The organism is bacterium, assembly GCA_029210545.1.
Classification (GTDB): domain Bacteria; phylum BMS3Abin14; class BMS3Abin14; order BMS3Abin14; family BMS3Abin14; genus JARGFV01.
Genome location: JARGFV010000020.1, coordinates 1 through 13,780, shown reverse-complemented (window position 1 = coordinate 13,780; position 13,780 = coordinate 1). Strand labels below are relative to the sequence as shown.

The window sequence follows — 13,780 nt, the reverse complement described above, 5'->3', positions numbered from 1 at the left end:
CTACTCCCTTTTGCTCATGACACCGAGCCTGATCGATTCCATGATCAGCCCGGCGACATCGAGGACCAGGATCGTGGTCTGGTCTCCGAGTTCAGCAGCCCCGGCAAGGCCCACGCTCCTGGAAAACGAATCACCAAGGGGCTTGATGACGATATCCTGTTTGCCGATGAGTTCTCCGGTCACAAGCGCCATGGTACGGTTCGCCATCCCGATGACGACAGCAAACAGCTGGCCGGGCATCTGTTCCTCCTGCAGGTTGAAGACTTTATCGAGCCGTATCAGAGGCAGTGTCCGGTCCCTGAGGGTGATCACTTCCCGTCCCTGCATGGTCTTGATCTGGCCATCAGACAGTTCGATGGTCTCCTGGATCGAGCCCATGGGGACAGCGTAGGTCCTTGTCCCGTTCCTGACCAGGAGCGCCTGAAGGATGGCGAGAGTTATGGGGAGCGTCAGGACGATCCTCGTTCCCTTGCCCCTTTGGGTGTGGATCTCAACAGCACCGCCGATGTTTTCCAGTTCCTTGCGGACGACGTCCATCCCGACACCGCGGCCGGAAATCTCCGTGACATCTTCTTTCGTCGAAAAACCGGCCTTGAACAGGAGGCTCAGAACCTCGTCATCGGAGGGGTTATCATCCTTCCTGAACTCCCCGCGCCGGATCGCTTCCCTGCGGACCTTTTCAACGTCGATCCCTTGCCCGTCATCCTCAACTTCAAGGACAACGTGGTTACCCTGCTGGTAAGCGGAAACCTTCACATTGCCGTTTTCGCTCTTTCCGGCCGCCTTCCTTGTGCCCGCGTCCTCGATGCCGTGGTCGAGGGAGTTGCGCACGATGTGGAGAAGGGGTGAGACCATCTCCTCCATGATCATCTTGTCAAGCTCCGTATCGTGACCCAGGAACTGCAGGTTGACCTTTTTCCCCAGTTCCCTGGCGATCTTTTTCGAGACCCTCTGGAGTCTGTTGTACAGCTGCCCCATGGGAACCATACGGATATCCATAACGCCGTCTCTCAGATCGACAAGCTTCTTCTCCATGTTGGAGTTGCTCTTTTCGAGGTCGACGAGGATATCGGCGGGCACCATCCCGCCTGCGCCCTTGAGACGGCCGGCAACGTTGGTATAACCGGACTTGATGATCACCAGTTCTCCCACCAGGTTCATGAGGAAATCCAGCTTGGCGATATCCACTCGCACCGTCTGGCTCAACCCCTTTATCTCATCCTCGAAGGTGTCTCCTTCCTCCAAAGGCACCATTTTCTCGGTGTCCGGCGCGGCTGTGGGAGCGGACGGCTTTGCGTGCCCCGTGTAAGGCACCGGCTCCAGGTTCCAGTCGTCAGTGCCGACGTGGGAGATAACCTCTTCCTCCGGTTCCCTGGATGTGAAATAGAGGATAAACCCGATATTGCCGTCATCACCCAGGCCCGATTCCGGCAGGGTCGTGAGGAGTTCACCAATATCCTTGATGGCCCTGCCGACACTCTCCAGCTGAACGTCGAATGTTTCCAGGGGGAAGCTGCAGTTGACTCGGTAAAAAGGTATTCTCTTCCGGATGTTGTCCCTGAAGCGGTGTTCCTCATATTCGGAGAGCATCTCGGTCATCCCCCCCGGAACCGAGATGAAGGACGACAGATCGTCGCTTTCCTGGTCGATTTCGCCCTTTCCCAGATCTTCCAGGTCCTTGAGAAACTTCGAGCTGTCCACCGAGGTATCCGGTTTGCCCTCGCTGACGGCCCTGACCATTCTCATCAGCATCTGGATGCCCTGCCCGAGGACCTCGACAACCTGGGGAGAGAGCTGAACCTTGTCGAGCCTCATGGAATCCAGAAGGTTTTCCAGCTTGTGGGAAAGGGAAGCCAGTCCCTCGAGGTTGAACATCCCTGACAACCCCTTCAGGGAGTGGGCGTGCCTGAAGACGGCATTGATGATATCGGGCTTCCTATGATCGTCCGGGTTGATCTCCATAAGGTAGCTTATGGATTCCTCGAGACTCTCCAGTATGTCTTCAGCTTCGGCGACAAAATCTTTCAGCGACTGATCCAATGTCTCCTCCAGGTCAGCCCAGCAGCTCTTGAACGAACCGCTGCAGCTCCTCTGCCTCGAACGGTTTGATCAGGTATCGGTCGGCACCGAGACGGAGTCCGCGCTCTTTGTCCACATCCCGGCCCTCCGTCGTCACGATGATGACCGGGATGTGCCTGAAGTTGTCGCTCTGCTTGACGAAGCGGACAACCTCAAGCCCGTTTATATCCGGCATGTTGATATCGGTGATGACCAGATCAGGATTGACCTCGGGGAGTTTCCGCAAAGCCTGGAACCCGTTGGCCGCCTCGATCACCGTAAAATCCCCCAGTTCCTCCAGGGACGAAACAATGAGAGACCTTGTCATCGGGGAATCTTCCACAACCAGGATCCGTTTACTCATCGTGTCACCTCAGAGCGCCGTGATTCGTGACTCGCGTGTCCTAGCTCAAAGAGCGTAGTCGGATGATTCGTGATTGGCAACCGCGCCTGCAAGAGGCGCCCGAACCAGGGACCATTCCCTGTGCCACTGGTTCGTGAGCAACGGGGAAACGATGCTTTTCCCGTTGCGTTGAGCGAAGGGCCCGCCAGGCCCGTTCGCGATATATCATCGTCCCTTGAGCTTCATTTCCAGAAAAGCCCTGTCCAGGGCAAGCCCGACATGGCTGAGAAAAATGTCCAGGGTATGGCTGGGCTCGAGACCCGTGCCGCCCGGATAATCGTCCCCGTAAAGCAGCACGGCTACTTTCCCCATGCTTACCACGGGGCCGAGGTAGATCTGCCGGGGAGTTCCTCCCCCCAACGCCTCAAACAGGGCGTTCTCGGTCACGGATCCGGTGGGCGCTCCCACGTAACTCTGCTGGCTCCGTGTCACCTGGTGAAAGATGGAATTCTCCACGACGGGGAGGGAGAGGGACCGGACAACGCTGTCAGGGTTCTGCCCGCCCGGCAGCTCCACACCGAACTGCCCGAGACCTTTCAGGTCCTCCTTGCGGACCAGGAACAGGATGGCTCTGGACACGAAATCAGAAGCAAACCGAAGGGCAAGCAGGGTTATCTCCCCACTGATATCCTGGCGGTTGAGCTCACTCACGAAAGATCCAAGACGAGCCATGTGCGGGTCCTGGGACTCCTGCCGGGGGCTCCTGCCACCCTCCCAGCTGGTGTCCACGGGCAGATCGATCCCTTCCAGGTCCTCACTGAGTTCCTGCCGGATATCGTAGTATTCGTCCATATCGGCCTCGGCCTCCGCCGTCTGGGAGGAGCCGGGGCTTTCCGCTTCGGCCGCTTGCGCCCCATGAACAGTCTGAACAATGAGCTCGATAACCGATTTCACACTATCTCTGGACGGAGGGTCCTCCACATTCAGAACGGTCAATCCCGGGATGACCGACAGTTTCCGGAGGAGGTCATCCGAAAGCTCCCGTCTGCATACCAGCCCCACCGGGAGATGGAAACCCAGATCCCACATGGTGATCACGCTTTCCAACCCGCCCAGGACCCTGTCGTCGGTAATCCCGGCAGCCTCTATGTCCATAAGGACAAAGGGATATTTCCGCTGCTGCCGCAGTTCCTGGATCCTTGTGATACCATCGGCCCCGTCCTTGTGCACCTGCAGTGTAATACCTTTGTCATTGAGGCCGTTGGCCACCTCGGCGGCCAGGGGTCCGGGCAGGCCTATCATCACGACAGCGTTTGATATCCTCTCCGGCAAAGGAGGCAGCAGGTCCGGTATCTTGAACTCGTCGGTTTCCTTCGATTCCGGCCGGGACGGCTTCTCTTCGGAAGCAATCGACGGTGCGGTCTTTTCCCCCGTCAACTGCTCTTCGAACTCCTGTTCCCAGCCCCCTTCGACAGGGAAGTCAGCACCCTTGTCCGGAATCGCCGGCCGATGGCGGTTCATCTCATCCTTCAGCCTGGCCCCCTCCATGACCAGGAATTGCGCTCCGATACCGTCATCGAGGAAGAATGGTCCTACCCGGGAAAGGAGAGGGTGCCTGGTCTCGTCCTCAATGAGCTGGAAGCTGAAAGTCCCTTCCTCCCAAAGGAAAAAGGAATACACCAGGTCCTCGACCCTTTTTCTCAAAAAATCCTGGAACGCCTCCCGGGTGAGGCCGCTCGTTTCCGTAAGAAGGGACCTGAAATCGTTGGTGGACGCGCCTTCCTCGAGGACCTGCCGCAGGGGCCCGACCTGGTCTTCCCTGAGAACTCCGGATTCCAGGAGCAGAGCCAGGACGCTGTCCTTCTGGTCCGATCTGGAGGAGTAGATGACCTTTCCAGCGCGGACGTAGAGGTTCGCCATTCCGTCAGGCGCCTCAAGCCTCAGCAATCCGGACCTCTTGCTGAGGCTGACGATCTGAAGGATCTCTCCGAGGGAGAGGTCTTCCAGCCTGCCTACCAGGCTCATTGTGGGATCGAGGACGGCGCCCGAGGATCCCTGCTGTCCGCTTCCGGTGTCTGGACTCACCTTCCCTCCGCCAGTCTTTCAGCAAGGGGCCTCGGAAGACCGGCCTCCAGCATCTTCTTCTGCGTGACCTCCAGATCGTAGGGCACCCTGACAAATGTGAAAAGGCCCTCATCGGTATCCAGGAGACCGAAACAGGCTGCGGGGTTTCCGTCTCGCGGCTGTCCGACGCTTCCCACGTTGACCAGATACCTGGCGCCCTCTTGAACCCTGAACGACTCGCCCGGCACCACGGAAACCTGACCCGCCTGATCCATCCCGACGGCGACAGGCTGGTGTGAGTGTCCCACAAAACAGAAACTTCCCTCGAAATGTTCAAAATTCATCTCAGCGTCCCAGAGGGAGAAAATGTAATCCCACCCTCCAGGTTCCCGGGGGTTGGCGTGAACCACAGTGACCCCGTTCCTGGCAAGGACCATGGGGAGTGAGGCAAGGTAATCTTTCGCCTTTTCATCCATCTGGTCAGAGTTCCACTCGATGGCATGCCTCGCGTTAGGGTTAAAACTGTCCGTATCCATCCGCCCGAGGGCTGCGTAGTCGTGATTACCCATGACAGCCAGGTCGGCCCTCTCCTGGACCCAGGCTGCGCAAAGGTTGGGGTCCGGCCCATACCCGACCACATCGCCGGCAAAGTAGACGATCAAAGCACCCAGGTCGCTCAGTGCGCCGTCCACTGCCTGAAGGGCCTCCAGGTTCGAATGTATGTCCGAGATGATGGCGATCTTCATTTTTCAGCCAGTTTTGCGGTTTCGCTTTTTTCAGAAACTTGTGAAGCCACCGGCACCCGGTGGTCTGGAAACAGGGAGACCTTCAGGCTGTTAGGCATCCTGCTGGACGCAAGGGCCGATTCGAGGGCTTTCAGGCTCCCGTCCTCCACCTCATCTTCGATGTTTATCCCCTGCACCGCGATCCTCGAGACCCCCAGGTTAACCGCGGACTGAAGCGCCAATCGGTAGGCCTCCCGGCGCAGATCGGAGCTGAGATCCGGGACCGCCCCCAGACCTGTCAGGATAATCGTATTCGCTGGAACTTTGCCCTGGGTCGCGACAACGGTAAGTTGCCCGAAACGGAACAGTTCGGATTTTCGCTTCCACAGGATGCTCACCGCGGCGTTCAAACGCCAGTCAGCAAAAGCAACTGTACCGCCAAGGGGCCGAACGTCAGAATGATGGAACAGGAGGAGCGCATCTCCACGAAAGTTGAGCAGGTTACCGCCCCGGACCTGGACGCCCATCACGGTTCCAACCCCAGATCGATACGGATGCGGTCCAGGATCCCGTTGATGAAGGTTCCCGATTCCTCACCGCCGTACCTCTTTGCCAGCTCGATGGCTTCATTCAGCACAACTCTAACCGGTGTGCCCTCCTGGCCGATGAGCTCGGAGACCGCCAGCCTCAGAACGTTCCTGTCCACAGCAGCCATCCTGTCGAGATCCCACTTCAGGGAAGCGCTCCTGATCCGGCCATCGATCTCCTCCATCCGGTCGATGGTCCTTCCGGCCAGCATCTTCGCGAATTCATGGGCAGCTTCCGGTTCGCTTCCGCAATTCAGGACCTGTCTGAAAACATCCTCCACAGGACCCGGATTCATTTCCATGCTGTAGAGGATCTTCAGGGCAGCCTCTCTTCCTCGTCTCCTGGAACCCACAGGGATGCCTTCAGATCTGCTTGAGCAGATCAGCCATCTCAATGGCACTCTGGGCGGCCTCGAACCCCTTGTTCCCGGCCTTCGCCCCGGCACGATCAACAGCCTGTTCAAGAGTGTCTGCGGTGATGATGCCAAAGGTGACCGGCACGCCCGTTTCCAGAGACACATGTGCGATCCCCTTCGTCACCTCTGAGGCTATATAGTCGAAATGGGGGGTCTGTCCCCTGATGAGCGCCCCCAGGCAGATCACTGCGTCGAACTTTCCTGAACCCGCGGCGCGGGCGGCGGCGGCGGGAATCTCAAAAGAACCGGGAACCCTGATCACGGTGACATCCTTTTCGGCAGATCCGTGCCTGACCAGACAGTCAACAGCTCCCTCGATCAGTTTCGCGGTGATGAAATCGTTGAACCGGGAAGCGACCACCGCCGTCTTGAGCCCGGTGGCATCCAGTTTCCCCTCAACGGCCTTGTATCCGGACATGACCTCTCCTTTCATACTTGATGGACCTATTACGAGTCCATCATGGTATCGGCGTCAATATTTTCACACCGACACTCCGTTACCCCGATACTCCCATACCGGGGTATCCGCTTTTACAATTTTCCGAGAAAGTGTCCCAGCTTGTCCTTCTTGACCTTGAGGTACCCTATGTTTTCCTGGCGGGCGGCCATCTCCAACGGTACCCGCTCGGTGATCCTTAGCCCGTATCCTTCCAGGCCCACGATCTTTCTGGGGTTATTGGTCAGAAGGCGGATATCTCCTATACCGAGGTCCACCAGGATCTGGGCGCCGATCCCGTAGTCCCTCAGGTCGGCTTCGAAACCGAGCTCCAGGTTAGCCTCCACTGTGTCCTTGCCTCCGTCCTGCAGTTCGTAGGCCTTGATTTTGTTGGCAAGCCCGATCCCCCTTCCCTCCTGGTTCATGTAGAGGAGAACCCCGTTGCCTTCCTCCTGGATGGAGCCAAGAGCGCTTTCCATCTGCTCGCCGCAGTCACATCGCAGGGAGTGGAAAACATCCCCGGTCAAACACTGCGAGTGAACGCGCACCAATGTGGGCTTGTCGGGATCGATCTTCCCTGCCACGAGGGCTACGTGCTCCTGTCCGTCAATCTCATTCCGGTAGGCGTGGGCCGTGAACTCGCCGAACCGGGTCGGCAGCCTGGTGGTGGCCACATCGGTGACAAGGCTCTCATGACGCATCCTGTATTTCACCAGGTCGGCGATGGTGACGATTTTCAGGTCATGCCGCCGGGCCACCTCCCTGAGTTCAGGCATTCTGGCCATGGTTCCGTCAGAGTTCATGATCTCGCAGATCACTCCGGCGGGTTTAAGACCGGCCAGACGCGAAAGGTCAACCGATCCTTCTGTCTGGCCAGCGCGGACTAGAACACCGCCCTTCCTGGCCCTGATGGGGAATACGTGTCCAGGACGATCGAGATCGTCAGGGGTGCAATCGTCCCTGATGGCCGTGAGGACGGTATGGGCCCTGTCGGCAGCGGAGATACCCGTCGTGACCCCTTTGCGTGCCTCGATGGACACTGTAAAGGCCGTCCCGTACTTGGCCGTATTGCGGGATACCATCTGGGGCAGGTCCAGTTCCCGGCAGCGATCCTCTGTCAGGGTCAGGCAGACAAGGCCACGCCCGTAAAGGGACATGAAATTAATGATCTCGGGCGTCACCTTTTCGGACGCCACCATGAAATCGCCTTCGTTCTCGCGATCCTCGTCATCCACCAGGATGATGACTTTACCGGCCTTGATGTCGATGATCGCTTCTTCAATAGTTGAAATGGGCATACCAACCCCTATTAGTCCGCAAGAAACCCTGCTTCTCTCAGCCTGGCCAGGGTGACCAGCCTGTCCCCGTCTCCATCGCTGAGGTTACGGACAGCAGACATCACATATTTGAGGATAAGATCGGGTTCCAAATTAACAAAATCACCCGGCCTTTTCAATCTAAAGGTCGTTTTTTCAAAGGTTTCCGGGATAACAGCCACCGAAAAGCGGTCTCCTTCCACACCGGCTATGGTCAGGCTTACCCCGTGGACGGAAACGGATCCTTTTTGTACCGCATAAGGCATGAACCCGTGAGGACAGGAGACGACCAGCAGACGGCCTTCCCCCGTTTCCCTCATCTCACGCACGGTTCCTGTAGCCTCCACGTGTCCGGATACCAGGTGGCCTCCCAGTCGATCTCCCATGGCAAGAGCTCTTTCCAGGTTTACCGGATCACCGGACCGTGCGCGGGCGAAGGTTGTCCTGGCCATGGTTTCCGAGGAGAGGAATGCCGTGAACAGGCTGCCGGTGACCTTTTCAACCGTCAGGCATACGCCGTCGACGGCGATGCTGTCTCCGATCCTCGTCCCCCCCAGAACGGCACCGGCCCTGATCTCGACACGGGCTCCACCTGCCGCGGTATCCAGCCGTAAAAGTGTCCCGGTTTCCTCAATGATCCCAGTGAACATGATCACCTCCTAGCAGCGTGCCGGAAAACCTCGACACGCTGCTAGCTGATTTGTCGGAAGAAGCGTTTTTTCGGTTTCGTTGTTTGAAACCGGGGTCATCATCCTGTAAACCATCATGGTGAGTTACCCCATATCCTCTTTTCAAGCTAACCTCGGTTTCCAATTACTATGTCTGAACAGCTTCAACCCTTGAATTTCGCTCGACTTTTCATGACAAAAATATAACATCCTCCGACAAACGATCTCCAGTCACGCCGTGGGGGTGATGCCGGGGTTCTCCCGCAGACTCCTGGGGGGCGCCTGGGGGGCATCCGCTGTCAGATGGACGTCATCTCCCACGCGTCTGCAACCGCGCAGTGACCAGGCGGGGGCCTGGAGCAGGGACGTGATCCCGATATCCCCGATGGAGGGTACACCCGCCCCTCCCAGGAGCCTGGGGGCGAGAAAAAGTTCCAGGCGGTTGACGGCACCGGCCCGCAGGAACCAGGCCGCTGTCGCGCTTCCGCCCTCCACCATCAGGTGCAAAATATCCTCGGCGATCAGCGCTCCGGCAAAATCGCCCCATTTAAAACGCCGCCCGACTGCAGGCAGCTTCATTATCCGCACTCCCAGCCTTTCCATCCCTTCATATCTGGCTTGCGGCAGGTCATCGGCCGCCGCCAGAACGGTGCGCCCGTCACCCGCTGCCTGAACGATCCTCGACCCGACGGGAGTCTGGAGATGAGGATCCAGGACGATCCTGTACGGCTGGACCTTTCGACCCGCACCCCGGGCTGTGAGCAGGGGATCGTCGGCTATCACAGTGCCCACACCTACCAGCACAGCGTTGGCCCCCGCCCTCATGCGGTGGACCGACATCCTGGCCCTTTCCCCGGTGATCCACTTTGAACTTCCATCCGGCGCGGCGATCCGCCCATCCAGGGACGACGCGAGTTTCAAGGTAACGTAGGGAGTCCCCTCGCGAATGAAGTGGAAAAAGGCCCTGTTAAGCTCCCGGGCCTTTTCATACCCCTCACCGATGATGAGTTCGACACCGGCCTTTTCCAGCACCTTGAACCCTTTCCCTGCCACCAGGCGGTGCGGATCCTCACTGGAGGCGACGACCTTCACGATACCGGCCTGGAGGATCGCTTCGGTACAGGGCGGGGTGCGGCCGTAATGCGCGCATGGCTCAAGGGTGACATAAAGGGTCGCCCCCCTTGCGTCGCGTCCGGCATCCTGGATAGCCAGGAGTTCCGCGTGAGCCTCACCGGGGCGGCGGTGCCACCCCTCACCAACCACCTTGCCGCCCTTGACGATGACAGCACCTACCATGGGGTTTGGGTGAGTGGTCCCTCTGCCCCGGGCGGCCAGTTTCAAGGCTCTCGCCATGAACCTGTCTCCCCCGGACCCGCTCATCCTTTCCTCCGCCCGACGAGGTAAGCCTGGATGAAACCGTCCAGGTCGCCATCCAGCACGGCATCAACATTACCGACTTCGTGTTCGGTTCTATGATCCTTGACCATCCGGTAAGGTTGGAGAACATAACTGCGGATCTGGCTTCCCCAGGAGATCTCCTTCTTCTCGTCCTGTATTTTCGCCAGCGCCTCCTCTTTCTCCCTTTTCTTCAGTTCGTAAAGGCGGGCACGAAGAATCCGCATGGCAGTGTACTTGTTCTTGTGCTGGGACCTTTCGTTCTGGCAGCTGACCACGATCCCTGTGGGCAGATGGGTGATCCTCACCGCGGAATCGGTGACGTTGACGTGCTGACCACCGGCTCCGCTGGACCGGAACGTGTCGACCCTCAGGTCCTTTTCCTCGATCTCGAGGTCTTCATCTTCTTCCACCTCCGGGAAGGCGAAAACCGAGGCGAAAGACGTGTGCCGGCGGCTGCTCGCATCGTAGGGGGATATCCGCACCAGCCTGTGGACCCCTGTCTCGGCCTTGAGGTTGCCGTAGGCATAGGGACCTTCGACAGCGAAGGTGGCCCCTTTTATCCCGGCTTCCTCACCGTACTGGTAATCCAGCATTTCCGTGACAAAGCCGCGCCTTTCGGCCCAGCGAAGGTACATCCGAAGAAGCATCTGCGCCCAATCCTGGGACTCGGTGCCTCCGGCCCCCGGGTTGATGCTGACGATGGCGTTCCTGATATCCGTTTCGTCACCCAGAAGGGACTGCAGCTCCAGCGCGTCGAGAGCTTTTGTTATCTCCCCGAGCTGCGGGATCGATTCGGCAAGCAACTCAGGTCCCATCTCCTCATCTTCCTGGATAAGCTCCATCGCTGCCTCCAGGTCCCTCAACCCGGATTCAAGGGTGGAAAACCGCCTGACCTCTTCATTGAGGAAACTTATCTGGCGGGATACCTCCTGGGCTTTTTCGGGGCTGTTCCAGAAGTTCGGCGAGGAAGCTTCCCTTTCCAGGCGCGCTACCTCCTCCGATTTGCCGGCAGGGTCAAAGATGCCTCCTCAGGGCTTCCAACCTTTCGACTGCCCCGGTGAGGGTGTTTTTAAATCCATCCAGCTGGTCCATCGGCGTTTCCTCCATGGAAAGATCGTTTTAATAACGTACAATGTTATCACAGCCACGCTCAAAGGCACAATCCAATCCCCCCATCGCGTATAGAAGGTTAAGCTGCCTCCGGTACGGATGTCGGCCACGATGACACCGCGGGCATCGATGGGAATCCTCTCGACAATGGACCCTTTCGCGTCGATCACGGCCGAGATCCCCGTATTGGCGGCCCTGATCACCGGTACCCCGTTCTCGGCCGCACGGACCGCGGAAATGGCCAGGTGCTGGTATGGGCCCCATGTGCGGCCGAACCAGGAATCGTTGGTGACGTTGATCAGGACACCAGACCCACCGGCGATTTCCTTCCTGGCAAGTCCTGGAAATGATATCTCGTAGCACACGAGCGTCCCGGCAGGAACAGGGGTCGAAAAGGGCCCGGTCCAGGTCCCTCGGGCGAACTCACCTTCACCCGGAACCAGCCGATTTACAAAGGGGATGGTTTTTGAAAAAGGCACGTACTCCCCGAAAGGAACCAGCTGCACCTTGTCGTAGAACTCCTCTGCGCCCCCGGGAGAGAGATGGTACACACGGTTGTAGAGGATGATCTCACGGCCCTGGATATCGAAACCCGGACTACCGAACACAAGGTCCACGTTACGATCGGAAGAGTACTTTCTGAGCCGTTCTCTCAGTTCCGGTTCAGCCTGGTAAAAGGAGGTCACGGCTGTTTCCGGCCAGATGACGAGAGCGGCACCATCATCCACGGCCCTGTCTGTGTACTCCAGATAGGTGCTGACGGTTTCCTCGAAAGCCGTTTCTTCCCACTTGAGTTCCTGCTGGAAATTCCCCTGGACGACGCCCACACGCGTCACCTGTTCACCTGCAGAGCGCGGCATGGCCCAGGTTATTAAAGGGATCGCCATCACCGCCATGAGAAAAGCCAGGTGCCTCAATAACTGCTTCCCCTCCAGCTCCCCCCCCTGTTTCCAAGGGACAGACCACACCAGGACGTTGACCGCGACAGCCCAGAAGGAGACTCCATAAACACCAACCACGGGGTACAGGGATGAGACGACGGGCGTCTTCCAGAACGCGGATCCCATCAGCAGCCAGGGGAAGGGCGCCGGGAACCATGACCGCATGAACTCCAGGAGAACCCAGGCAGAAGAAAGCACGAGGATCCTTGCCGGGATCGGCCTGGAGGAGATACCGGGGACAGCCGCGGCAAAGATTCCCAGGTAAAAACCGTGGAGGGCGGCGAGGATGAGGATGGCGGCCTTGGCCGCCGGGAAAGAGATCTCGCCGTAGACGGTAAGAGAGTGGGACACCCAGTTGTAGCTGACGAACAGCCACCCGGTACCGGCCGCCCAGCCTGTCAGAAAGGCCCTGCGCCGCCCGCCCTTCGACACGGCACCGAGAAGGGGAACAAGGGCCACCAGGACCAGGAAACCCGCGTCGAAACGTGGAAAGGAAAGGATAAATAAAGATGATGTCGCGAGGATCCGCATTGGCGTGTCGGGTAAACCGATCACGCCGATGGCGTGACTGGAAATTTGTCGGAAGCCCCGGAATCGCCTTAACACTTTATGCTCTGCAATCCCGGGGGTGGAAAAGACCAGATATAACTAACTCGCAAAAAAGCCTCTTCGAGCCATTTGGCAAACTTTTCTTCCATATTCCATATCCCAAATCCACTTTTCCAGGAGCACAGAAAGGTTCTCCGAAAGTTTCCTATTCTCCCTCGGTGACGGCGCTCACCTTGATGAGCGATACTTTCCTGGGATCTGCTTCCTGGACTGTGAATAGGAGGTTCGAGTAACGGCTGTTTTCTCCCTGGACCGGGACGTGTCCCAGAAGATGGCTGATGAACCCGCCCAGGGTATCGTACTCGCCCCTGGGAAGTTTGACACCCAGTTCCTCTTCCACATCATCGATATGTGATCTGGCATCGAACAGGTAGCTGCCGTCATCGAGCCTGGTCGTGACTGACTGCCCCACCGGATCGTGCTCGTCCTGTATCTCCCCCACGATCTCCTCGAGTATGTCCTCGATGGTAACGATACCGGAGGTGCCGCCGTATTCGTCCACCGCGATAGCCATGTGCACTCTTCGGACCTTGAACTCCTTGAGCAGATCGGAAATGCTTTTCGTCTCCGGAATGAAATAGGCCTTACGGCAAAGGGATGAGATCCTGATCTGGTCCGGTTCCTTGCCCCAGAGCTTCAGGAGGTCCTTGGCATAGAGGATCCCCGTGACGTGGTCGATGTCACCTGCGTATACCGGGATCCTGCTGTGCCCCGCGTTGTTGATGACCTCGAGCACCTCGCTCACGACAGCGGTTTCATCCACGGCCACCACGTCTGTCCTCGGCACCTGGATCTCCCTGACAAGGGTGTCGTCCAGGTCCAGGACAGCGTCGATCATGGCATGTTCTTCCCGGTTGATGACCCCTTCGAGTTCACCTACCTTGATAAGGCTCTGGATCTCCTCTTCAGTGACGTGACCTCGTGCGATCCTTCTGAAAAAATTCATCGTGCGGCGCAATATACCCGCCATAAAGCTCCCTTTTTATGATCATTATTGATGACCTTGCAAAAAGTCATCAATGCGCCCCGCGCGGGGCGCCCAGATCAATGACTCATCCCGTAAGTCATTGATCTGTGAGGAAAGGGAAAACGACGCTTTTCCCTTTCCG

General features: G+C 58.1%; 12 protein-coding genes and 1 pseudogene. All 13 read right to left on the bottom strand.

What is annotated here, in order from left to right; genetic code table 11:
- Window positions 1-2,040, bottom strand: coding sequence for a chemotaxis protein CheA (locus P1S46_03665; protein MDF1535584.1), 2,040 nt, complete (start codon window positions 2,038-2,040; stop codon window positions 1-3).
- Between the two features lie 13 nt (window positions 2,041-2,053).
- The gene (locus P1S46_03660; GenBank protein ID MDF1535583.1) at window positions 2,054-2,422 is read right to left on the bottom strand and encodes a response regulator; all 369 of its coding nucleotides are present in this window, start codon (window positions 2,420-2,422) and stop codon (window positions 2,054-2,056) included.
- A 204-nt stretch (window positions 2,423-2,626) separates the two neighbouring features.
- Window positions 2,627-4,486, bottom strand: coding sequence for a DUF4388 domain-containing protein (locus P1S46_03655; GenBank protein MDF1535582.1), 1,860 nt, complete (start codon window positions 4,484-4,486; stop codon window positions 2,627-2,629).
- Window positions 4,483-5,211, bottom strand: coding sequence for a metallophosphoesterase family protein (locus tag P1S46_03650; GenBank protein ID MDF1535581.1), 729 nt, complete (start codon window positions 5,209-5,211; stop codon window positions 4,483-4,485). The genes P1S46_03655 and P1S46_03650 overlap by 4 nt, the downstream gene beginning before the upstream one ends.
- Window positions 5,208-5,717 carry a M17 family peptidase N-terminal domain-containing protein gene (locus P1S46_03645; protein ID MDF1535580.1) on the bottom strand — a complete coding sequence of 170 codons (510 nt, stop codon included), beginning with the start codon at window positions 5,715-5,717 and terminating at the stop codon, window positions 5,208-5,210. The genes P1S46_03650 and P1S46_03645 overlap by 4 nt, the downstream gene beginning before the upstream one ends.
- The gene (nusB, locus tag P1S46_03640) at window positions 5,717-6,130 is read right to left on the bottom strand and encodes a transcription antitermination factor NusB (protein ID MDF1535579.1); all 414 of its coding nucleotides are present in this window, start codon (window positions 6,128-6,130) and stop codon (window positions 5,717-5,719) included. Before nusB ends, P1S46_03645 begins: the two co-directional genes overlap by 1 nt.
- A 10-nt stretch (window positions 6,131-6,140) precedes the next feature.
- Complete coding sequence (gene ribE / locus P1S46_03635) at window positions 6,141-6,611, bottom strand: 6,7-dimethyl-8-ribityllumazine synthase (GenBank protein MDF1535578.1); 471 nt, start codon at window positions 6,609-6,611, stop codon at window positions 6,141-6,143.
- A 113-nt stretch (window positions 6,612-6,724) separates the two neighbouring features.
- Window positions 6,725-7,927 carry a bifunctional 3,4-dihydroxy-2-butanone-4-phosphate synthase/GTP cyclohydrolase II gene (locus tag P1S46_03630; protein MDF1535577.1) on the bottom strand — a complete coding sequence of 401 codons (1,203 nt, stop codon included), beginning with the start codon at window positions 7,925-7,927 and terminating at the stop codon, window positions 6,725-6,727.
- Between the two features lie 11 nt (window positions 7,928-7,938).
- Complete coding sequence (locus P1S46_03625) at window positions 7,939-8,595, bottom strand: riboflavin synthase (protein ID MDF1535576.1); 657 nt, start codon at window positions 8,593-8,595, stop codon at window positions 7,939-7,941.
- Window positions 8,596-8,844: 249 nt separating this feature from the next.
- Window positions 8,845-9,993 (bottom strand): bifunctional diaminohydroxyphosphoribosylaminopyrimidine deaminase/5-amino-6-(5-phosphoribosylamino)uracil reductase RibD, encoded by a 1,149-nt coding sequence (gene ribD, locus P1S46_03620; GenBank protein MDF1535575.1) that lies wholly within the window; start codon window positions 9,991-9,993, stop codon window positions 8,845-8,847.
- A protein-coding gene (gene prfB / locus P1S46_03615; protein MDF1535574.1) for a peptide chain release factor 2 occupies window positions 9,990-11,103 on the bottom strand; the annotation gives its coding sequence in 2 pieces (ribosomal slippage) (window positions 9,990-11,027 and window positions 11,029-11,103; 1,113 coding nt in all). Before prfB ends, ribD begins: the two co-directional genes overlap by 4 nt.
- 125 nt (window positions 11,104-11,228) lie before the next feature.
- Window positions 11,229-12,593: pseudogene (gene lnt, locus P1S46_03610) on the bottom strand (apolipoprotein N-acyltransferase).
- A 223-nt stretch (window positions 12,594-12,816) separates the two neighbouring features.
- Window positions 12,817-13,617, bottom strand: coding sequence for a hemolysin family protein (locus tag P1S46_03605; protein MDF1535573.1), 801 nt, complete (start codon window positions 13,615-13,617; stop codon window positions 12,817-12,819).
- Window positions 13,618-13,780 lie beyond the last annotated feature (163 nt).